Below are 20,892 nucleotides of genomic sequence, written 5' to 3'. Positions count from 1 at the left end.
TGCAGGGGAACGCTTTTTGCCATCTCGCAACGGCGGACCGCTCATGCTTCGGAATGACAAAAAGCGTTCCCTCTGAGAATCATTGAATCGTCAAAGATACAACAAAGACAGGGGCGGGTTGGGTTTGGCCTGGCACGGTTCCCGTCAACTTTTAGGCCTACCTTTGCGTTCCTTCAGTAAGCGTTACTCATATATTATAACCAGTAAAAATGGCTTCACAGTACGATTTGATCGTGGTTGGAAGCGGACCCGGCGGCTACGTAGCAGCCATTCGGGCTTCGCAATTAGGGCTGAAAACGGCCGTTGTTGAACGGGAAAGCCTGGGTGGCATCTGCCTTAACTGGGGCTGTATTCCCACCAAAGCCCTGCTGAAAAGCGCACAGGTGTTTGAATACATTAAGCACTCAAAAGATTACGGTATCACCGTAGGCGACTCGTCGGCCGATTTTGGTGCGGTCATTAAGCGCAGTCGTGGCGTGGCCGATGCCATGAGTAAGGGCGTTCAGTTCTTGATGAAGAAAAATAAGATCGACGTGCTCAGCGGCAACGGCGTGGTAAAGCCCGGCAAGAAAGTGACCGTGACGGGTGCCGACGGCAAAGCCACTGATTATGAGGCCAAAAACATCATCATCGCCACCGGCGGACGTGCCCGGCAGTTACCCACGGTACCCCTCGACGGCGAAAAAGTGATTGAATACCGCAAGGCCATGACCCTGGCCAATCGGCCCGATTCGATGCTCATCATTGGCTCAGGGGCCATTGGCGTCGAGTTTGCCTATGTCTATGCCAGCATGGGTACTAAAGTGACTATTGTGGAGTTTATGCCCACCATTGTGCCCGTTGAAGACGAAGACATTTCGAAAGAACTGTTGCGTCAGTACAAGAAAATGGGTGTTCAGATTTTCACTAATTCAGAGGTACTGAACGTAGATACGAGCGGCAAAGGCTGCAAAGTGGCGGTGAAAACCCCCGAAGGTGAGAAGACGTTCGAGGCCGACATTGTACTTTCGGCGGCGGGTGTAGTGGCCAACATCGAGAACATTGGTCTGGAAGAAACGGGCATTAAAACCGAGCGCGGCAAGATTGTTACCGACGATTTCTACAAAACCAATGTAGACGGTTATTACGCCATCGGCGACGTAACGAAAGGGCAGGCACTGGCGCACGTAGCCTCGGCCGAAGCCATCATTTGTGTGGAGAAAATTGCTGGTCTGCCCCACGTTGAGCCGCTTAACTACAACAACATTCCTGGTTGCACGTACTGTACGCCGGAGATTGCCTCAGTAGGGTATACCGAGAAAGCCGCTCGCGAGGCTGGTTATGAATTGAAAGTGGGTAAGTTTCCCTTTTCGGCATCGGGCAAGGCCAAAGCGGCTGGTGCGCCAGAAGGTTTCGTCAAGGTTATTTTCGACGCCAAGTATGGCGAGTTTTTGGGTGCTCACTTTATCGGAGCCAATGTGACGGAAATGATTGCCGAAGTGGTAGCCGCCCGTCGCCTGGAAACAACCGGCCACGAGATCCTAAACACGGTACACCCACACCCTACTATGTCTGAAGCCATTAAAGACGCTACTGAGGCGGCTTATGATGAAGCCATTCATCTGTAGAAATACACATGGTTTAATAAGGAAACCGAGTAACGGAAAAAGCCCATTCACTATTTAGCGAATGGGCTTTTTCTATGAGTCAATGACATGACAGTCTATCTATCAGAGAGTTACAAGCAGCCTTTTCCAAGTAATTAATGTAACTGATTATTTATCTAACGTATGCGCCCGGCAGCAAGAAATCTAGCTATTTAGTTATTTTTGCAGTTAATGACAGACCTCATATTTTAACTTAGAACAGATTCATGCTTACTGAACCTGAAAAGCTACAACCGCGCCGTTGGAGCAAACGTATTCTACTAATTGGCCTTTTAGTGCTACTTGTTTTGGGTGGTTTATATTGGCAACAGCGTATCGAGGTACCTGCTAAACCCTTGGTAATCAATGAGGTTGCGCCCGTTATAGAGCAGCCTGTCTCGTCACCATCTGAAGTAGTAGTTGCTGCGCCTAAAGCAGATTCGGCACAAAGTTTGCCTGTAGATGTACCGGTAAGCAAACCCACTCTAATCAAGCGACCCACCAAATTAGCAAAAGAGCGCGATGAGGTTTACGTTGTTGCCGCTGCTGAACCGGTTGTGTCAAAAACACCCCCCACTGCGGCGAAAGCGCTTCCTCCGGTTGAACGGCCAGCTGTTGTGCCAGCTGTTCAGGTTGAGGCTGCGCCGTTAACGGCCGATACTCGTTCGAAAGCGCCTGACATCGCGCCAGCTATGGTGCAAACTGAGCTTAAACCTGTAGTACAACCCATTCCGGTGCCAGTGGCCGCTGTCTCAACGCCTGTATCTACATCAGTGCCAATACCACTCACAGCCAGTGCTGCCCCCGTACCCAAACGTAAAGCGAAGAATGACGAAGATGTCGAGATAGACCCCTAGTTGTTATTGTTTCCGTGACTTGTCCTTTTCTTAACCAGCATTTTATATCTCAATGCAGTACTTATTTACTCGCCAGCTTCTTTGGCTATTAACATGCTGCCTAACCGTTGTTGTTACGGTTTCTAGAGCGCAGGAAATCCCTAGCCCTATTGTCTACGATGGTTACCGGGGTGGATTCGACATTGGTTCACAGGGTGTGAAGCTGTCTATCATTGGTTTTTATCATCGCGATGGTAAACTGAAGTACCGACTAGTCTATGACCGTCAGGAAACCGTTGGCCTAGTGAAAGGCATGGAATTGAATAACGGCAAACTCCGCTCTGCCGACATTCAGGATGCGGTAGCTACTGTGCAGGAAATGCTAAAGGATGCCAGCGAAACCTACGGCATGTCGAACCGCGACTTTGTTATCTACACATCGTCGGGTGTGAATCTGGCTAGCAATGTGGCTGATATCGATGCGCTGACGCAGAAGATTCTGAACATGCCCACCGTGACGAGTATGCCCACTAAGGTAGAGGCTACCTATAGCGTCCGGGCAGGGCTGGCCCGTGAAGACTTCGACAAAGCCATACTGGTCGATGTGGGTGGGGGTAACCTGAAAGGAGGGATCCTCCAGCCCTACACCAGTGCGTCAGGAGCAGTTCGGTACACGTTTAAATCATATAGCATTGAATATGGTGCGCGGCGCATTGCTGAGCGGATCATGATGCGCAAAACGGACCCCGCTGAGTATCAAAATGAACTTCGGGTGATGGTCGAAGACTCTATCTCACCTCTGATCCGGATGTCGCTCAACGACAACCCGGAGATAAAGACAATCAGCCGCTCTATCGTGTACCTTACGGGCGGGGCTGCTTATCAGTTCATCACTTGGAAATACCCCGAAAAAGTACGTGAAGAGATCGTTGAATTTACCATGAACGACTTCTATCAATTTATCGACATGCTTAGTTCACCAACGGGCTGGATCGACTGGCAAGGCAAAACGTTCACCAAGATTGACGATCCGAAACTACGCGAACTCGTTGAAAAAGACCACGTCAAGGCCACCAAGCGTGTTTATAACCGCGAGGGTTGCCTGGCGGGTACGCTGCTGGCCCAGCAGGTGTTCCGCGAAATCGGCAACCTCAATACTAAGACGTTCTACTTCACCCGCGACGCCTACTGGATCAACGCCCTCGTGTTTGACACCTATAAGGGGGAGTTTAAGAAGTGAAAGAGTGACTGGCAAAAGAGTGAAAGAGCGAAGATTGCTCACGCAGGAATAAACCTCGCGTGAGCAATCTTCGCTCTTTCACTCTTTCGCCAGTCACTCTTTCACTACACCTCTATCCCCATCGCCTGCATCAATTGACTAGCGTTGAAGCTTTCGCAGACGCCGGTGCGCAGGTGGTAGTCGAAGGTGACCTGCCCGGCGTCGATGTCAGAGCGGAAATGGTAGTTGGTCACAAACCCATCGGCGTTGGCCATGCTGCCTAGTTCCACGTCGTGAGTTGATACAAAGCCCGATGCCGTGGTGCGGTGTAACTGACGGATTAGCGCCTCAGCACCCTTATGGCGGTCAGCGGAGTTAGTACCTTTCAAAATTTCATCCAAGAAATACAGCACAGGCAGTTGGGCAGGATCGCCGCTGGGCTTGGCTAGGCGAATCAGCGTGCGTAGCCGTTTCAGTTCGGCATAGAACGACGATGTGTTTTCTTCCAGCGAATCCTGCGTGCGCATACTAGTGTATACCTGCACCGGCGAACACGCAAACCGCCTTGCCGACGTGACCGCCCCCGCCTGCGCCAGCACCACATTCAGCCCCAGCGTACGCAGAAATGTACTTTTCCCCGACATATTCGAGCCGGTAATCAATACGGTTTTGCCCGACCCAATCAGCGATAATGTATTGGCAATGGCGCGGGTTGGTGGTAGCAGCGGGTGCGCCACGGTGTCGGCCTCCAGATAGATACCGTTGTCTTCTACCAGTTCGGGGGTGGCGTAGTCTGGATGGGCATAGGCTAAGCCGGCCAGGCTATTGATAGCTTCGATCTCAGCTTCTACGGCTAGCCAATCGGCCAACAGCGGGCCGTATTGGGCTTTCCAGCGGTTTAGTGCTTGCAGGTAATGCAGGTCCCAGAGCGTGGGCAGCCCTACAAACAACATGAAATACACGTTTTGGCGGAAATTGAGGTTTTCTACCAACCGCGCCAGCCGGGCAATGGCCGTCGAGGCTGTCCCGTTGGGGGTATTTAGCCGTCGGCGCAGGTCTTGAAGCATCCGGGTATCGCCGGGCATTTGTTCGGCGTGGCGGAGTAGATCGGTATAAGCCAGCAGGGTTTGGCTGACGGTATTGGTTTGTTCGCCCACCAGCAGAGCCAGCTTGTTGGTCTGCCCCAGCACTACGCCATGTACTGCCAGGCAGATGATGACGGCTAGCCCCGGCAGGTAGCCAAGCATCCAGGCCGCCAACACGCCTAGGGTAATTATGGGCAATAGAAATCGCACCAGATTAGTCCAGACGGGCAGGGGCGTGGGTGTATTAGCCCATTCGCGCAACCCCTCCGGCGACTCGGCCACGCGTTCGTTCAGACGGGCCAGCGCTTCGGCCTCTTGCCGCCAGTCGATATGGGGTTTCAGGGCCGCCGCTGCCTCCTGTCGCAGCATAATGGTGGCAGGTAGGGCGGGGTGCAACAGGTATTGCGCCAGCCGGGCCGAGCCATCGTGCGTGTGGGTGCGGTTGAGGAGTTTGAAAAGTGATTGCTTGCCAAAAACGTCCAGGTCCTGCGCGTAGGCATGATCGGACGGGGCAAAGGCGAGGCCAGTTTCAGGGCGGAGGTAGGTACGGTCAAGACGTGCCTGTTCGTCTTCGTTGATAAACACCAGTTGCCGGTTCAGGTCGCGCTCACGCCTGATGCGCTGATGCCGTTTTAGCAACCACGCAAAGCCAACCAGCCCAATAGCTCCAAGGCCCGCTGCGAAGCCCGATTGTTCAATTTTATATAGGAAAAAGACGCCGAAAATTGCGCCGAGAAACCAAATCAACCGGATGATTGCCAGTTGGTTGTATCGTTGTTGAGCACTGTCGGCCAGTTGTTGAAAATGGGCTTGTCGAGTAGGGAAGGTGGTCATTGAGATGGGCTAAACGCATTCTGGACAGGTGCCCTGAATCAGCAGGTTGGTTTCGACCCGGCTGTAGCCATCTGGCAACGAAATAGCAGGAATCTGTACGTGGTCAAGGCAGGTGGTTTGCCCGCACTGCTGACACTTGAAATGCACGTGGTCGTGGTGGTGGTCGTCTTTGGCGCAGGTATGCCGACACAGCGCATACTTGGGGTCGCCGGTATCGTCGAGCACCTTGTGTACAATGCCCTTATCGACAAAGGTGCGCAGGGTGCGGTAGATCGTGACGCGGTCGTGGTCGGGGCCAAGGCGTTCTTCGATGGTGCCATGCGCCAGTGCGTGGTCGGTCTGAATAAACAGGTCGAGCAGTTCCTCGCGGTTATTAGTATGCCGCAGGTTATGATCTTTCAGTGTCTGTGTGGCGGTCATGGGGTGGGGGTTAATCTAGACCACATATAGTTACTGGTAAATTATACATAGTGCGCACAGGCTTACTGGCTAATTCTCCGGGCTTCCATCTGGGCATTTTACTAATGACATCAATCAGCATTTCATCCATTCCGAAACCAAAACCCTTCAATATTGAAATATCGCTGATGGACCCATCAGTGTTTACTACAAAGCGTGTAAAAAGCTTCCCTGCTACGTTAGCCTTCTCAGCTTCCTTGGTATATCTGATATGCTTGCCCAAGTAAGCATACATCCTAGCTACTCCACCTACAAATTCTGGCTTTCGCGAAACCTCATCCTCGTTATAAACTCTCTCGCTGTTCTTTGCAGATAGTTGTTCAACTTTTGCAGCACTAACTCCTGTCTGGCCAAAGCAAACCGTACCGCAAAAGAGCGAAAACAGCATTAGTAGAATGATTTTGGCTTGATTCATTGGTTAAAACCTCGAAAGTGAAACTATTAACTGAGTTAACACAGAGCTTCGCGCTACGTGCCCGGACGCGTGACCGCCTTCGACAAGCTCACAGGGTGACAGGGAACTTTATATGTGCCCTTGAGTTGCCTCAAGGTTGTTGTCACCCTGAGCTTGTCGAAGGCGGTCCCGCGTCCGGGCACGTAGTGCGAAGCCACAACGCGCGAAGCAACCTTATCCTTTCTCCTGCATCTCAAACTGCAATTTAACTAGGTTTGCGTAGAGGCCGGCTTCGCGGGTGGCTAGTTCGTCGTGGGTACCTTGCTCGGCGATTTGGCCGTCGCGGAGGACGTATATCTGGTCTACCTGCCGGATGGTGGCGAGGCGGTGGGCAATGATGAGCGTGGTGCGGTTTTGCATCAGCTCATCCAGTGCTTCCTGTACCAGCCGTTCCGATTCGGCATCGAGCGACGAGGTGGCTTCGTCCAAAATCAGGATGGCGGGGTCTTTCAGGATAGCCCGCGCAATGGCGATGCGCTGCCGCTGACCACCCGACAGTTTCACACCGCGTTCGCCCACCACCGTGCCGAGGCCTTCGGGAAACGAGTTGATAAACTCTAGGGCGTTGGCGCGGCGGGCGGCTTCGTTGATTTCTTCAGCGGTGGCGTCGGGTTTACCATAGCGAATGTTCTCTTCAATAGTGCCGCCAAACAGCATAACCTCCTGAGGGACAATGGCTATGTGCTGCCGCAGGTTGGTGATATCGTAGCTCGAAATAGCCCGGTCATCTACCGTAATCTGCCCCTCGGCCAGTGGGTAGTACCGCATCAGCAGTTGCACGATAGTCGATTTGCCCGCGCCGCTTTGACCCACCAGCGCAATTTTCTGCCCCGATTTTACCCGCAGCGAAACACCTTTCAGCACTTCAATATCAGGCCGGGTGGGGTACGAGAAATGCACGTCGTCGAAGACAATGTCGCCCTCGATGGGGGCGGCAAGCGCTGCGGGGGCCTGGTCAAGCTGCACTTCGGGGGTTTCTTCCAGGATATCCAGAATCCGCTCCGAGGCACCCAGCGTGCGCTGAATCTGCGCATACATATCGCCCATGCCCGCCACCGACCCGCCAATGAAGGCCATCAAAAACAGGAAGGTGATAAGGTCGGCGAGGTTCATTTCGTGCTGCAACACCAGGTTGCCGCCGTACCACAATACGCCCACGATAGAGCCAAACAGGGCCGTAATCACAAACGACACAAAGGCCCCCCGGTAGGTAGCTGTTCTGAGGGCAATACTCACCATTCGGCTTAGAGCGTTAGCATAGCGGTTGCTTTCGTAGCGTTCGTTGGTAAAGGCCTTCACCACGTTAATGGCCTGCAAGGTTTCTTCCACCACCACGCTGGCGTTGGCCAGCTCGTCCTGCGCCTGTTTCGAGAGCTTGCGAATGAATCGCCCGAAAAACATGGCTGACACAATCAGCAGCGGAAACGTAGCCAGCATAAACAGGGTGAGCTTCCAGGACAAATACAAAATAGCCGCCGTACCAAAAATGAGTGTGGCAATCTGCCGGAAAAACTCAGCCAGCGTAATTGACAGCACATCCTGCAACTGCGTCACGTCCGACGACAGCCGGCTGGTGAGTTCACCCACGCGCCGCTGCTCGAAAAAAGTAATCGGCAGGGATACCATCTTGTCATACACCGCCCGCCGGATATCGGCCATGGAGCGTTCGCTGACCTGCGCGAAATAGTAGATGCGGAAGAATGAAAACACCGCCTGCCCAGCCAGCACCGCCACAAAAAAGGCAATGATCTGATTCAGGCTGTACGGCGATTTGCCATCTAGCACGTTTGTTACTTCCCTGATTATCAAACTAAAGCTGAGCGTAGTGGCCGTTGACAGTCCCAAGAACACAAAGCCAACGGCATAATATGCCCAATAGGGTTTCACAAACCCAAACAGCCGCGACGCCCGGCGCAATGCCTGCCCGCTCAGCTTCTTTTTATCTTCTTCGGGCGTCTCTTCCCCAAAATTTCGTCTTCGTTGTGCCATCGTCTGGTGTGCGTGAAAGACGCACTGTAACTTTAGTCAATTGCTTTCGCCTGCGTAACCCCCCGCCCTGAAGGGGGCCTGCTGGCGCAATATCAAAATATATGTAGGTGTTGTGAACGCGCCAGCAGGCCCCCTTCAGGGCGGGGGGTTACGCAGGCGAAATGACTATTCTTCCTCCTTCTGCCCTTTATAACCAGACTGTTGGAAGATTGTCTGTGCGTTTTTAAGCTGCATAATGTCGGACAGCGAAGCCTTCTGGCGGGTTTGGTAGTACGACACGATTCGCCAGCCGAGCCACTGCCCGATCCGTCCCGGACAGGCTGTGCCGATTTCGGCGGTGAAGGGTCGTTCTTCCATATACCGCTGCTTTATTTCGCCGCTTGTATTGTACAGTAATTGATTGTCGATGAAATGTGCCCAAACCTGGTCCTGTGAATTAAACGTTTGGGTCAGTTGCCGGTCTGAATAACCAATGATCAGGCTGTCGGGTGTTTCGGGCAGGATGGTGCGGGTAAACAACAGGCCCTTGCCGCTGTGGATCATGTCGGCCAGAAGAGTTTGGTCGGCGGGGTCGGTGGCGTTGAAACGGTCCGAAATCATGCGCACAACGGTAGGCACGATGTAGGCCTGCTGGTAGCGCCGAAGCACATATTGCGGAAATTCAGGACCGATAGGCCGATATTTGGCTTTAGGTCCAGCGAAATAGTCGAGTGCTATAACGATCAGGCTGTCGGTCACCAGCAAATCAGGTCCCATAAAGCCAGTTGCAATGGTGGCTACTCGGGGTGGTCTGAAGCTGGGAAAGTCTTTCTGAATGTTGGTAAACGCTTGGGCAAGACCCGCTTTCAGCGCAGCAGCGTCGCCAAATTCGGCTTTCGTTTGCGCATAAAGTGCCCGCAGTTCGGGGTTGTTGACCCGGTTGGTCAATTCTGCGATCAGGGCTGTATCAGAAGCGGGGTCATTCGCGTTAAAGTACAATTGAGCGGTACCGGAATGACTAGCCAAAAACTGCCTCATTTGAGCAGGAGACTGTGCTGCGAAAAGGCCTTCCTCAAGTCGCTCAACAGAGACTGGCTCGGTTTTGGTACAAGAAGTAAACAGTACGCTACCTATAAAGCCTGCGCCAATTACCAATCCGTTGGTCAACTGGCCCAAGCGTTCCCTAACTCCCATACGGATGGCTCTTTTGCTATCTTGAAAACGTACAAAATTATGAAAAAAGTTGCAGCAATGGGTTGGCTGGCTACTGTGGCGACGATATGCCTGCTGATCGGTACTGGCCAGGTAGGGTGCGCACAAGCTCGAAAACCGGCCGTTTATTACCCCAAAGGCAGCGCTAAAGCGGCTAAACAAACCCTGCGCGACTACAAGCGCGAAAGCGATGCCCGCCGCCAGGGAAGTAACGGCTATACCGAAGACCAATTGCCCGACTATGAACGCCCGGCGCACCTGATCGAGATGAGTTTTCGGGTGGCTCCCGGCTTTGGGTTCAACTCGGCCGACGGTACGGGGTCGTACAGTCAGTTTCAGACCAATGGCGTAGGTGTGCGTATGAGCGTGGGACCATCACTCGATTATTTTTTCTTCAAAGACCGCTACGCTTTCAGTTCGGGGCTATGGTACACCATCAAACGGTCGTCGTTCATTATTCCGGGTTCTTTTGGGCAGGACCGGTTTAAGCCGGGTGCCCCCGTGGGCGAGTCGGTGTATAATTTGCAGTATCTCCAGATTCCGCTGACGGTGAAAATGTACGCCAACAACATTGGCCCCGACCTGCGCGGCTACATTCAGTGCGGTGGCCTGCTCGACGTTAAGCTGGCCGAAAAAGCCCTCGACCCTACCACCAACGCCCTATATAAGTTCGCCAATGCGGGCGGCAGCTACCAGCGGCAATACGGGCTTATGGACTTCGGCGTGTTGCTGGGTGCCGGTATGCAGTATAAGATCAACAACGTCAACGCCGTCAACGTAGGCCTCAGCTACCAGCGCGGCCTCATCAACGTGATGCGTGCCAATGAGCTGGAGTCACGGAATAACACCGTAGCGCTGGAGTTGGGGTTTAAGTTTTAAGTTTTCAGTTTAGAGTTTTGAGTTTGCTTCGCGCTTTAGCGTAGCCCGGACGCGGGACCACCCCCGCCCTAAAGGGTGCCTGCTGGCGCATGAGTAAACTGCCAAAGGCGTATTAGTGCGCCAGCAGGCACCCTTTAGGGCGGGGGTGGTCCCGCGTCCGGGCTACGCTAAAGCGCGAAGCAACTCAAAACTCTAAACTGAAAACTCCCTGCCTACCTTTGCGGTATGGAAGAAAAAACCTTTGAAGCCTTTGCGCTGAACCGGCAGTTACTCAACGCGGTGGCCGAGGCGGGGTACACTGAGCCGACACCCATTCAGGAAAAGGCCATTCCAGTGGTGCTGGGCAATCATGACGTGCTGGGTATTGCCCAAACGGGTACGGGCAAGACGGCGGCGTATGTGTTGCCCCTGCTGATGAAAGTGAAATACGCGCAGGGCACCAACCCCCGCGCCCTTATTTTGGCCCCCACGCGCGAACTGGCCATGCAGATAGACAAAGCCATTGCGCAGTTTGCTGTGCATACCGACATCCGGCACGTGGCCGTATATGGTGGCCTGGGTCCGAAGGCGCAGATAGCCCGGTTACAGGAGGGCGTCGACATCATTGTAGCCACGCCGGGCCGGTTTAATGACCTCTACCGGGCAGGCGAGATCGTGACCAAAGACCTCAAAACCATGATCCTGGATGAGGCCGACAAAATGCTCGATATGGGATTCATGCCCCAGATTCGGGCTATTTTGGAGGTTATTCCCCGCAAACGGCAGAACCTGCTCTTCTCGGCCACGTTCCCCGATAAGGTAGAACGGTTTTCGGCGGAGTTTCTGGAAGCGCCCATCCGCATTGAGGTAACGCCGCAGAACATGACTGCCGAAATGGTGGATCAGGCGATTTATGAGGTGCCCAACTTCCGCACGAAGATCAACCTGCTGGCCCACCTCGTTACGCGGGAAGACGCCCAGCGCGTGATTGTGTTCACCCGCACAAAACAGACCGCCGAGAATATCTATAAATTTTTGGCACGTAAAGTGGTGGATGACAGGAACATCCGGGTAATTCACGCCAACAAAGGCCAGAACACGCGCATCAATTCGATGGAGGCATTTAAGGAAGGCAACATCCGGGTGTTGGTTGCTACTGACGTGGCCGCGCGGGGTATCGACGTGGCTGAGGTGTCGCACGTGATTAATTTCGACGTGCCCATCATCTACGAAGACTACGTACACCGCATTGGCCGCACCGGTCGGGCGAATCACGCGGGCGAGGCCATCACGTTTGTGACCATCGCTGAGGCGTACCACATCGACAAGATTGAGGGCATCATCCGGCAAAAGATCAACCGCCTGCCTATTCCGCGGGAGGTTGAGCAGGTGGAAACGCCGAAAGAGGAGCAGCAGGATATGCTGCGCGAAATAGATGAGCAACGCCGCAAAGATGACCCTACGTTCAAGGGTGCTTTCCACGAAAAGAAAGACCCGAAGGCGGCGGCTCGTGCCAAACAGGAACGCCTGGGTGGCGCAGCGCGACACAGCCGGGCGGGGCAGGCGGCAGCAGCGGCCAGCGGATTAAAAAAGAAGCCCGCCAATCCGGGTCGAAAGCCAGCAACCCGCTCAGGCTCAGGACCCAAAAACACGGGTAAACGGGGTTCGAGCAAACGGTAATTGCCCGCAATGTACTAACTTGGATGCCCCGTCGTTTTTACGATAACTATGCATAACAACGGCCCCCTTTCACGCTACGTTACTCCACGCATCCTGCTCACGCCGCACCCGTTGGTGTGGAGCCTGTTGTTGTTGCCGGTACTGGCGGTTGGGCAGGCACAGACTCCCGTGATGGTGTCGGCGTCGCGGGCAGCCAAGGCGGCTACCAATCCAAAGGCGGTGACTCCGAAAGAGGTGGCCCCAACCGCTGATGTTGTTGAAAAAGCCCCGGAGCGCGTTATTGATAGCAAGATTTTGCCCCTCTTCGGTGAACGGTCAAAGTCGCCGTCGCAGATTGAAGAGGAGATCCGGTTCCTGAACGATTGCGACCAGAATTTCACCAACCGCACCGAAGCCAGCCAGTTTTTTGCGGCCCGTGGTTGGGAGTATGTGGCTGAAGCACAGCTAGATACCGCCGCCTATCGATTCAACCTGGCCAACCTGCTCGACGATAAAAACGCCGATGCGTTTTGGGGACTAGGGGTGGTTTCTTACCAGCGCAACCAGTTAGGAACGGCCATCAAGATGCTGAAGCGCGGTGCCAGCCTGGCCGATACCAATGCCGTTTTGTTAACCGACCTGGCCACGGTAGAGCTGGAGCAGTATCAGGCTAAGCAGGACACCGCCAGTATGGTAGATGCCCGTGAGCACCTGGCCAAAGCCATCTTCCTCCGCCCCGACCACGCCACGGCCTACATGAAACTCTCGTTGGCCAATTACCTCGAAGCCAACTACGGCGATGCCTGGCTCTACGTCCACAAAGCCTACACCACCAACATCTCCTCAGTCGATCTGGATTACATCCACGAACTGCTCCTGAAACAACCTGACCCGGTTGGGTTGTTTAAGTGATTGGTCATTATGCTGTGCGGCCATTGATAGCTGGTCGGCTTCGGGCTGTAAGTTGCTGACGCGTGGCCCCTCGACTGCGCTCGGGGTGACAACCACCTTGAATCAATTCAAGAACCTGAATCTAACTGCCTGTCACCCCGAGCGCAGTCGAGGGGCCGCGTGTCAGCAACTTACAGCTCGAAGTCAGCCAAGCAACGACCTAATGACCAATGACAGAGCAGCGAAATGACTAATTACTGCCCCTCTTCCTCCTCTGTCGCTTCTGCTTTTTCCTTGGGTCGGTCGAAGGTTTTTTTGCCGCGCTCGTCCCACTCTGAGAGTACAATGGGTTCGGCGGCTTCGTCCCAGCGGTCGGCGGCGTACTGGGTCACGCGCTTGCGGAAGCGGTTTGTTTTAATAGGATACCACTCGGTCCAGCGGCCAACTTTCACACCATTATCGTATTTGCCTTCTTCGGCAATTTGCCCATTGGGGTGAAACGCCACGTAGGTGCCCGTTAGCTTGCCGTAGACATACGGAAAGACCTCTTTAATCTTGGTGTGCGTGGAATCGTAATAGACAATGCGCGAATCGGCGGGGAAGCCACGGTGGTAGTGCGTCTTGTCGATTAGCATAAACTTGGCATCGTACTTTTCCCAGCGGCCGTCACGCGTACCGGCGAAGTAGTAGCCTTCCTCCATTAGCTCGCCGTTTTGGTAGCGTTTGTAGGGGCCGTGCAGCAAATAAACCCCCGACATGTCTTTCGGCATGGGCTTAATCCGGCCTTCTTTGGCACTGTACGACCACACCTCGCGCACGTAGGGGCTGGGGTCCTGCCAGGTTTTCAGCACGTGAAATTCCTCCACAATGGCCCGGTCGCCGCTGCCAATTTTGGTATACTGTTTAATCATAGACAGGCCTTTGTAGTCTGTCTTAGACTCCTTTTTCTTGCCCCGCTTATCGCTTTTCTTGACGAACGACTTGATTTTCAGGCCCAGGTCAGGAATGCTCGACCCCAGCATATCGCTCATCATACCCTTCAATGAATCGGCTTTGGGTAGGCTGCCAGGCAGGCCGTATGATGTGGTTGAGAGGGGATTGCTGGCCACTGCCGAGGGTACACCGGCCTGCTCGGCTACTTTTTTCAGAAAACTGCCCTTCTGCTTTTTTGGAATAGCCACGGGAGGCCCCGCCGCCGTGGTAAGGGCAGAGGGAGCCGTCTGGGCCAAGGTCTGAAGACCAGCAGATAGCAAAAAACAGACAAGCAATAGCGAACGCATAGGTAGATAAAAGAGTGACTGCACAACCAACCAATGAGTAGGCGGGACAGACAGACGGACGAACTTTGTTAGTTTTGCAACGCTTGTAAAGTCTGAAAAGTATACAAACGAACGGTCGGCCCAACGGGGTGGCGGCTGTTCCTGTCAACACAGTGGAAAAAGACGCTAAAATCTATGTTGCCGGACACCGCGGAATGGTCGGTTCCGCGCTGGTTCGCCATTTGAAAGCCATTGGCTACACCAACATCGTGGCCCGCACGTCGTCGGAGCTGGACCTGCGCAATCAGGCGGCGGTGGCCGATTTCTTTGCTCAGGAAAAGCCGGATTACGTGTTTCTGGCCGCTGCCAAAGTGGGTGGTATCCTGGCCAACAACATCTACCGTGCCGAATTTTTGTACGAAAACTTGGTCATCGAAGCCAACATCATCCACAGTGCTCACCAGAGCGGGGTGAAGAAGCTGCTTTTCCTGGGGTCGTCGTGCATTTACCCGAAAATGGCCCCGCAGCCATTGAAGGAAGAATACCTGCTCAGTGGCTTACTGGAGTCCACTAACGAGCCGTATGCCATTGCCAAAATTGCGGGTATCAAGCTCTGCGAAGCCTACCGGAGCCAATATGGCGACAACTATATTTCGGTGATGCCCACCAACCTCTACGGCCCCAACGACAATTATAACCTGCAAGGGTCGCACGTGTTGCCCGCCCTGATCCGGAAGTTTCACGAGGCAAAGGTCAACAACCAACCCACGGTAGAAATCTGGGGCACCGGCTCACCCATGCGTGAGTTCCTCCACGCTGATGACCTGGCCGAGGCCTGCATTTACCTGATGAATAACTACGACGGTGAACAGTTTGTGAACGTGGGCACCGGCGAAGACGTAACCATCAAGGAACTGGCCGAACTGGTGAAAGACGTCGTTGGCTTCCAGGGCGATCTGGTCTGGAACACCGACAAGCCCGACGGCACCCCCCGTAAGCTGATGGATGTGTCGAAACTGCACGCGATGGGCTGGAAACACCGCATCGAACTCCGCGAGGGCCTGGAACACACCTACCAGGATTTCCTCCAAAACGAGGAAGTTTACGCGGTTTAACAAACCTATAAACGGTCCGCCGCTGCGGGTCGAAAAAGACCTTATAGGTTGCATCGGCTCAACTGCTGTAGTGCAACCTATAAGGTCTTTTTCGACCCGCAGCGGCGGACCGTTTATAGGTTTGTTAGATTCCCTTCGCCGGATTGCCGAATACCGTGCTGTTAGCAGGCACGTTTTCTACGACTACCGAACCGGCCCCAATGCGGGCACCTTTGCCGACGGTGATACCCGATACCAACACAGCCCCCGCGCCGATATAGGCACTTTCTTCTATCTGTACCCCGCTGTTGATGATGGCTCCCGGCCCTAGTTGCACAAAGTCGGCGAGGGTGGCGCGGGAGTCAACAATGGCTCCGGTCAAAATCAGGCAATGCTGGCCCACGGTAGCCATTGGGTTGATGACGGCCCGTGCCGCAATCAGGTTGCCGTGGCCAATGGTGGCCAATTTCGACACCACTGCCGTGTCGTGAATGGCGTTGACGGGCTGCGTTTTGCGGCGTTCGTTGAGCAGCTTCACCAACTGTTTCCGCACCCGGCCATCGCTAATGGCAATGCAGGCCTCTGTTTTGGGGCCAATAATCTTTAGAAATCCATCGTCGTCGGTATCGCCCAATACGCTCACGTCGCCAAATTCCTGGCCGTGCAGGGCTTTGTTGTCGTCCAGAAAACCGTAGACGACCACCTCATTCCGTTGAAAAATATCTAAGGCGGTTAGCCCCAAGCTACCGGCACCAAAAATCATTACTGGGTTCTCCATGCTTAATAAGTAGGCAATATTGATGATTGTATCGTCTTGATTTAGTAATCAGTGCATAAACTCTACATCATACGTAGACTGCACCTTTGGGTTATGAAACAGGCAACGCTGTTCAGAACCATTGTCCTTTCGGACCTTCATCTGGGAACGGCAGGTTCGCGCGCCAAAGAGGCCACTGACTTCCTCAAATACCACTCCTGCCAGAAGCTTATTCTCAACGGAGACATCATCGACGGCTGGCAATTGCGCCAACAGGGGGTCTGGAAAAAAAAGCACACCGCCTTTTTTAAGGTCGTTTTAAAGCAAATCGTTCACCACGATACCAAAGTCATCTACCTGCGCGGCAACCACGATGATTTTCTGGATCAGGTGCTACCCCTTCAAGTGGGCAAGAACTTCGCCATTCAGCGCGAATACCTGCTCAAATCGGGCAAAAAGACCTTCTACGTCACCCACGGCGATGTGTTCGATTCCATTACGTCGCACATGAAGTGGCTAGCCCACCTCGGCGACATTGGCTACACGTTCTTGCTTTGGGTAAACAAGTTCTATAACCAATACCGGGCCTGGCGGGGGCTGAGCTACTATTCGCTGTCGCAAGTGGTAAAGCAGCGGATCAAAACGGCGGTGAGCTATATCTCTGATTTTGAAGAGAAACTCACCGAACTAGCTCGCGCCCGCGGTTGCGACGGCATCATCTGCGGCCATATCCACCAACCCGCCATCCGCGATATCGACGGCATCGCCTACATGAACTCCGGCGACTGGGTTGAGTCAATGAGTGCGCTGGTAGAAGACCACAAAGGCGGCTGGCATCTGCTCTATTACTCAGACGATATGGCTTCGGAAGGGCCTGATAATGAGTTGAATAGTGCTGACGACGATGTGTTTATACCAGCCGATCAGCCCATTCAGCAAACAATTTTAACCGATCTGTTCACCTCAACGAAATAGGCTATGCGCTTCTTATTTGTGATTCAGGGCGAAGGACGCGGCCATTTGACGCAGGCTATTTCGCTGGCGCAGATCGTGCAGGCGGCGGGGCATACGGTGGCCACGGCAGTGGTGGGCCTCGCGCCCGGCAGGCCCATTCCCGCGTTTTTTGCCGAACAGTTTCCGGCACCACACACCACGATTACCACGCCCGCCATGGTCTACTGCCCCAACACCAACCGCCTCAATGTGGGGGCTACGGTTTGGCAGAGCCTGGGAAAAATCGGCACCTTCCGGCAAAGCATGCGTCAGCTAAACGAGGCTATCGAAACCCATCAGCCCGACGTGGTGGTCAATTTTTTTGAACTGCTTTGCGGGCTGACGTATGCCTTCTATCGGCCTCAGGCCCCGGTGGTCAGCGTGGCCCATCAGTTCATGGCCCTGCACCCCGACTTCCCGTTTCCCGCCAAAAAACGGGCCGATAAACTCAGCTTTCTGGCCCTGGTGCGGATGAATGCCATTGGCTCATCAGAAGTGCTCGGCCTCTCGTTCGATCAGCAACCCGATGCACCCGACCGCCGGTTGCGCGTGGTGCCGCCGTTGCTTCGGCAGGAACTGGGCAAGCTAAAGCCAACTACCGAGCCTTTTTTTCTGGCCTATACCACGCAGCCAGGCCTCCGGTCGCAGGTGTTGGCGGCGCACAAACAGCACCCAAACCAGGCTATTCGGTACTATCATGCTGGCGCTGCTAATGCAGAACAGGTTGTAGATGAGGCGTTTACAGAGTGCAAGCTGGATGGCCAACGCTACCTGACCGACATGGCGCGTTGTTCGGCGGTGGTAACCACAGCGGGTTTTGAGTCCGTCTGCGAGGCTATGTACCTGGGTAAACCCGTGCTAATGATGCCGCAACCCAACCACTACGAACAGGCCTGTAATGCCCAAGACGGCCAACGTGCCGGGGCGGGCCTCGCCGCCGAATCGTTCGACCTAGACGGCTTCCTGAACCACCTGCCCACCTACAGCCCCGCCGTTCAAACCAATTTCCATCAATGGCACAGCCGGGTGGGTGGTATGTTTCTGGCTGCCCTCCACCGCGCTGCCACCCCCACCTCCAGCAAATCGTCGCGCCGGGCAGGACGCGTGCAAACGGCGTAGAAGGGAGTTTACAGTTTTCTGTTTACTGTCTTCTGTTGGCTGGCGCAAGTGTATAGACGCGCCAGCCAACAGAAGACAGTAAACAGAAAACTGTAAACTGTTATAAGTTTTGCGCAATTTCGAGGCTTCCTAAACGTCTGCTTCATGCGCATACTTAAAGCACTGGTAACTACTATACTAGCCGTAGCCCTCATTTACGCCTTAAACCGAAGCTGGGGTGTTGTTCCCGCCCTTGGTTCCTTCATTAGTCCGTTCACCGGTTTTTGGCAAAACGCCGAAAAGCCCGATCAGCTTCAGGCACAGGACCTGACCATTGGCGGTACGCAGCAACCCGTCGAGGTGCTGTTCGACAGCCTGCACATTCCCCACGTATTTGCCCAAAACGACCACGACGCCTACTTCGCGCAGGGGTACCTCACGGCCCGCGACCGGCTTTGGCAGATGGAGTTCCAAACCCACGCCGCCGCCGGCCGCGTAGCCGAGATTGTGGGCGACCGCGCCACGGAGCTTGACCGCTACAATCGCCGTCTCGGCATGGGCTTCGCCGCTGAGCAGTCGGTTAAATTCATGATGGAAGATTCTGTCACGCGGGAGTCGCTGGAGGCCTATTCGGCGGGGGTCAATGCCTACATCAACGGGCTTAAACCCGCCCAGTACCCGCTGGAATACAAGCTGTTAGGCTACGCCCCCGAACCATGGACGCCACTTAAGTGCGCCTATTTTCTGAAATACATGTCGGGCGTATTGGCTCTGGGTGCCGACGACGTGGCCATGACCAATATTCTGGCGAAATACGGCCCGGAGGTCACCAATGACCTGTTTCCCAACTACCCCCGCCACGAAGATCCCATCATTCCGCCGGGTACCAAGTGGGATTTCCTGCCGGTCTATTACATCAAATCGCCGCAGAATCCGGTGCCGGGAAAGAATGGGTTCGCCCTCAACTGGCCCCGTCACGATCCGGCCATTGGGTCGAACAACTGGGCCGTGGCGGCTACCAAATCGGCCACGGGCTACCCTATCCTGGCCAACGACCCGCACCTGAACCTCAGCCTGCCCTCTATCTGGTACCTGATTCAGTTGCACACTCCCACGCTCAACGTGATGGGTGCCTCCATGCCCGGTTCGCCGGGGATCATCGGCGGGTTCAACCAGCACATTGCCTGGGGTGAAACCAACGTGGGGTCTGACGTGCTCGATTTCTATAAGATCAAGTTCAAAGACAATACCCGCCGCGAATACTGGCACGACAACAAGTGGAAGCCCGTAACCCGCCGTATTGAGGTGGTCAAGATCAAAGGCAAGCCCGATCTAATCGATACAGTCTTGTACACCCACCATGGACCGGTGATGTACGAGCCGGGGCAGAAGTCATTCGCCAAAAATTTCCCCGTGGGTTATGCCGTGCGGTGGGTAGCCCACGACCCGGCCAATGAACTGAAGTGCTTCTACCTGCTAAACCGCGCCAAGAACCACGCCGACTACCGCGAAGCCCTGACCTATTATGGTGCTCCGGCGCAGAATTTTGTCTTTGCCGACGTAAACAAAGATATCGCCATTGCGCCCAATGGCCGTTTTCCGTTGAAAAAGAAGCTTCAAGGCAAGTTCCTGCTCGACGGCACCAACCCCGATGACGACTGGCGGGCTTACATTCCCGCCGACCAGAATCCGCACGTGAAAAATCCGCCCCGTGGGTTTGTCAGTTCGGCCAACCAGTCCTCAACCGACCCCACGTACCCGTACTACCTCAACTGGCAGTTTGCTCCCCATGAGCGTGGGTCGCGCATCAATCAGCGACTCACGGCTATGCAACACGCCACCGCCGACAGCATCCGAAACCTGCAATCCGATACCTATAATATACGGGCTGCCGAACTACTGCCGAAACTGCTTAGCCACGTACAGTCGGGGAGCCTTTCGGCCGCGCAAAAGCAGGCGCTGACCACCCTGCAACAATGGAGTTATAACCAGACCACCGCCGAGTTGGGACCAACCATTTTTGTGGAGTGGGAAAAGCGGTTTATGGACGCGCTTTGGGGTGATGAACTGCCCGATTCTGATTCACTGCCACTCCGCAAACCCAGCGCCGACCGCACCATCCGTATGCTGGAAGAAGCCCCCACCGCCCGCTGGTTCGATGACGTACGCACGCCCGCCAAGGAAACCGTGGCCGACATTGTAACACAGAGTTTCCGCGCCACCGTCGATACGCTCACCAAACGTCATGGGCCGCAGGGCACAGGCTGGCAATGGGCTACTACCAAAGCCACCAAAATCAGCCACCTGGCCCGTCTCGATGCCCTTAGTGCGCTGAACGTGCAGGTTGGGGGAGGGGCCACTGTAGTCAACGCCATCACCAGCCGTACGGGCCCGTCGTGGCGGTTAGTGGTTGAGCTGGGACCAATGCCCACGGGCTATGCCGCTGTGCCGGGTGGTCAGTCGGGCAATCCGGGCAGCCACTATTACCTGAATATGCTGGAAACGTGGCGTAGAGGCCAGTTTACCAAACTACAATACCTCACTTCACCCAAAGCGCCCGGTACCTACGTGCGCTGGAAACTAAACTAACC

At 54.5% G+C, this 20,892-nt stretch carries 17 protein-coding genes; 10 read left to right on the top strand and 7 right to left on the bottom strand.

Features of this window, described 5'->3' with window-relative positions:
- Window positions 1–209: 209 nt before the first annotated feature.
- The 3 genes from lpdA to J2I48_RS07290 all read left to right on the top strand — a co-directional run bounded on the left by lpdA (window position 210) and on the right by J2I48_RS07290 (window position 3,701).
- Complete coding sequence (lpdA, locus tag J2I48_RS07300) at window positions 210–1,607, top strand: dihydrolipoyl dehydrogenase (RefSeq protein WP_207334741.1); 1,398 nt, start codon at window positions 210–212, stop codon at window positions 1,605–1,607.
- Window positions 1,608–1,852: 245 nt separating this feature from the next.
- Window positions 1,853–2,482, top strand: a complete 630-nt coding sequence (locus J2I48_RS07295; RefSeq protein WP_207334740.1) for a hypothetical protein — start codon at window positions 1,853–1,855, stop codon at window positions 2,480–2,482.
- Between the two features lie 52 nt (window positions 2,483–2,534).
- The gene (locus J2I48_RS07290) at window positions 2,535–3,701 is read left to right on the top strand and encodes a hypothetical protein (RefSeq protein WP_207334739.1); all 1,167 of its coding nucleotides are present in this window, start codon (window positions 2,535–2,537) and stop codon (window positions 3,699–3,701) included.
- A gap of 104 nt (window positions 3,702–3,805) precedes the next feature.
- Here J2I48_RS07290 and J2I48_RS07285 read toward each other — a convergent pair whose 3' ends face one another.
- From J2I48_RS07285 to J2I48_RS07265, 5 genes are all read right to left on the bottom strand, one after another.
- Window positions 3,806–5,599 (bottom strand): MutS-related protein, encoded by a 1,794-nt coding sequence (locus J2I48_RS07285; RefSeq protein ID WP_207334738.1) that lies wholly within the window; start codon window positions 5,597–5,599, stop codon window positions 3,806–3,808.
- A 9-nt stretch (window positions 5,600–5,608) separates the two neighbouring features.
- Window positions 5,609–6,019: a Fur family transcriptional regulator gene (locus tag J2I48_RS07280; protein ID WP_207334737.1), complete on the bottom strand. Its 411-nt coding sequence runs from the start codon at window positions 6,017–6,019 to the stop codon at window positions 5,609–5,611.
- A 10-nt stretch (window positions 6,020–6,029) separates the two neighbouring features.
- Window positions 6,030–6,473 carry an energy transducer TonB gene (locus tag J2I48_RS07275; RefSeq protein ID WP_207334736.1) on the bottom strand — a complete coding sequence of 148 codons (444 nt, stop codon included), beginning with the start codon at window positions 6,471–6,473 and terminating at the stop codon, window positions 6,030–6,032.
- Between the two features lie 213 nt (window positions 6,474–6,686).
- Window positions 6,687–8,501 carry an ABC transporter ATP-binding protein gene (locus J2I48_RS07270; RefSeq protein ID WP_207334735.1) on the bottom strand — a complete coding sequence of 605 codons (1,815 nt, stop codon included), beginning with the start codon at window positions 8,499–8,501 and terminating at the stop codon, window positions 6,687–6,689.
- Window positions 8,502–8,666: 165 nt separating this feature from the next.
- On the bottom strand, window positions 8,667–9,674 hold the full coding sequence (locus J2I48_RS07265; RefSeq protein WP_445451881.1) for a gliding motility protein GldB-related protein: 1,008 nt from the start codon (window positions 9,672–9,674) through the stop codon (window positions 8,667–8,669).
- Window positions 9,675–9,713: 39 nt separating this feature from the next.
- Here J2I48_RS07265 and J2I48_RS07260 point away from each other — a divergent pair, with 39 nt between their 5' ends.
- The 3 genes from J2I48_RS07260 to J2I48_RS07250 all read left to right on the top strand — a co-directional run bounded on the left by J2I48_RS07260 (window position 9,714) and on the right by J2I48_RS07250 (window position 13,121).
- On the top strand, window positions 9,714–10,571 hold the full coding sequence (locus J2I48_RS07260) for a porin family protein (protein ID WP_229375905.1): 858 nt from the start codon (window positions 9,714–9,716) through the stop codon (window positions 10,569–10,571).
- A 225-nt stretch (window positions 10,572–10,796) separates the two neighbouring features.
- Window positions 10,797–12,230 (top strand): DEAD/DEAH box helicase, encoded by a 1,434-nt coding sequence (locus J2I48_RS07255; protein ID WP_207334734.1) that lies wholly within the window; start codon window positions 10,797–10,799, stop codon window positions 12,228–12,230.
- Window positions 12,231–12,278: 48 nt separating this feature from the next.
- Window positions 12,279–13,121, top strand: coding sequence for a tetratricopeptide repeat protein (locus tag J2I48_RS07250; protein ID WP_229375903.1), 843 nt, complete (start codon window positions 12,279–12,281; stop codon window positions 13,119–13,121).
- Between the two features lie 233 nt (window positions 13,122–13,354).
- Here the strand turns inward: J2I48_RS07250 and J2I48_RS07245 are convergent, their stop codons facing one another.
- Window positions 13,355–14,380, bottom strand: a complete 1,026-nt coding sequence (locus tag J2I48_RS07245) for a toxin-antitoxin system YwqK family antitoxin (RefSeq protein WP_229375901.1) — start codon at window positions 14,378–14,380, stop codon at window positions 13,355–13,357.
- Between the two features lie 152 nt (window positions 14,381–14,532).
- Between J2I48_RS07245 and fcl the strand changes: the two genes are divergently transcribed.
- On the top strand, window positions 14,533–15,474 hold the full coding sequence (gene fcl / locus J2I48_RS07240) for a GDP-L-fucose synthase (protein ID WP_207334733.1): 942 nt from the start codon (window positions 14,533–14,535) through the stop codon (window positions 15,472–15,474).
- A gap of 124 nt (window positions 15,475–15,598) precedes the next feature.
- On the opposite strand, the gene J2I48_RS07235 is transcribed toward fcl, so the two are convergent.
- Window positions 15,599–16,231: an acetyltransferase gene (locus J2I48_RS07235; RefSeq protein ID WP_207334732.1), complete on the bottom strand. Its 633-nt coding sequence runs from the start codon at window positions 16,229–16,231 to the stop codon at window positions 15,599–15,601.
- Between the two features lie 93 nt (window positions 16,232–16,324).
- Between J2I48_RS07235 and J2I48_RS07230 the strand changes: the two genes are divergently transcribed.
- From J2I48_RS07230 to J2I48_RS07220, 3 genes are all read left to right on the top strand, one after another.
- Entirely contained in the window at window positions 16,325–17,185 is an 861-nt protein-coding gene (locus J2I48_RS07230; protein ID WP_207334731.1) for a UDP-2,3-diacylglucosamine diphosphatase, read from the top strand.
- A 3-nt stretch (window positions 17,186–17,188) separates the two neighbouring features.
- Complete coding sequence (locus J2I48_RS07225; protein WP_207334730.1) at window positions 17,189–18,322, top strand: glycosyltransferase family protein; 1,134 nt, start codon at window positions 17,189–17,191, stop codon at window positions 18,320–18,322.
- Window positions 18,323–18,466: 144 nt separating this feature from the next.
- Window positions 18,467–20,890, top strand: coding sequence for a penicillin acylase family protein (locus J2I48_RS07220; protein ID WP_207334729.1), 2,424 nt, complete (start codon window positions 18,467–18,469; stop codon window positions 20,888–20,890).
- The last annotated feature ends 2 nt before the right edge of the window (window positions 20,891–20,892 follow it).

The sequence above is a fragment of the Fibrella aquatilis genome (assembly GCF_017353255.1).
GTDB lineage: Bacteria > Bacteroidota > Bacteroidia > Cytophagales > Spirosomataceae > Fibrella > Fibrella aquatilis.
This window is presented reverse-complemented; position numbering and strand designations above follow the sequence as displayed.

What these genes read in the sequence shown, in the direction of transcription:
- J2I48_RS07235 (WP_207334732.1), bottom strand. Translation starts at nt 16,231, where the DNA reads ATGGAGAACCCAGTAATGATTTTTGGTGCCGGTAGCTTGGGGCTAACC.
- J2I48_RS07265 (WP_445451881.1), bottom strand. Translation starts at nt 9,674, where the DNA reads ATGGGAGTTAGGGAACGCTTGGGCCAGTTGACCAACGGATTGGTAATT.
- J2I48_RS07280 (WP_207334737.1), bottom strand. Translation starts at nt 6,019, where the DNA reads ATGACCGCCACACAGACACTGAAAGATCATAACCTGCGGCATACTAAT.
- J2I48_RS07220 (WP_207334729.1), top strand. Translation starts at nt 18,467, where the DNA reads ATGCGCATACTTAAAGCACTGGTAACTACTATACTAGCCGTAGCCCTC.
- J2I48_RS07270 (WP_207334735.1), bottom strand. Translation starts at nt 8,501, where the DNA reads ATGGCACAACGAAGACGAAATTTTGGGGAAGAGACGCCCGAAGAAGAT.
- J2I48_RS07250 (WP_229375903.1), top strand. Translation starts at nt 12,279, where the DNA reads ATGCATAACAACGGCCCCCTTTCACGCTACGTTACTCCACGCATCCTG.
- J2I48_RS07285 (WP_207334738.1), bottom strand. Translation starts at nt 5,599, where the DNA reads ATGACCACCTTCCCTACTCGACAAGCCCATTTTCAACAACTGGCCGAC.
- J2I48_RS07260 (WP_229375905.1), top strand. Translation starts at nt 9,714, where the DNA reads ATGAAAAAAGTTGCAGCAATGGGTTGGCTGGCTACTGTGGCGACGATA.
- J2I48_RS07245 (WP_229375901.1), bottom strand. Translation starts at nt 14,380, where the DNA reads ATGCGTTCGCTATTGCTTGTCTGTTTTTTGCTATCTGCTGGTCTTCAG.
- J2I48_RS07230 (WP_207334731.1), top strand. Translation starts at nt 16,325, where the DNA reads ATGAAACAGGCAACGCTGTTCAGAACCATTGTCCTTTCGGACCTTCAT.
- J2I48_RS07225 (WP_207334730.1), top strand. Translation starts at nt 17,189, where the DNA reads ATGCGCTTCTTATTTGTGATTCAGGGCGAAGGACGCGGCCATTTGACG.
- J2I48_RS07275 (WP_207334736.1), bottom strand. Translation starts at nt 6,473, where the DNA reads ATGAATCAAGCCAAAATCATTCTACTAATGCTGTTTTCGCTCTTTTGC.
- lpdA (WP_207334741.1), top strand. Translation starts at nt 210, where the DNA reads ATGGCTTCACAGTACGATTTGATCGTGGTTGGAAGCGGACCCGGCGGC.
- J2I48_RS07290 (WP_207334739.1), top strand. Translation starts at nt 2,535, where the DNA reads ATGCAGTACTTATTTACTCGCCAGCTTCTTTGGCTATTAACATGCTGC.
- J2I48_RS07255 (WP_207334734.1), top strand. Translation starts at nt 10,797, where the DNA reads ATGGAAGAAAAAACCTTTGAAGCCTTTGCGCTGAACCGGCAGTTACTC.
- J2I48_RS07295 (WP_207334740.1), top strand. Translation starts at nt 1,853, where the DNA reads ATGCTTACTGAACCTGAAAAGCTACAACCGCGCCGTTGGAGCAAACGT.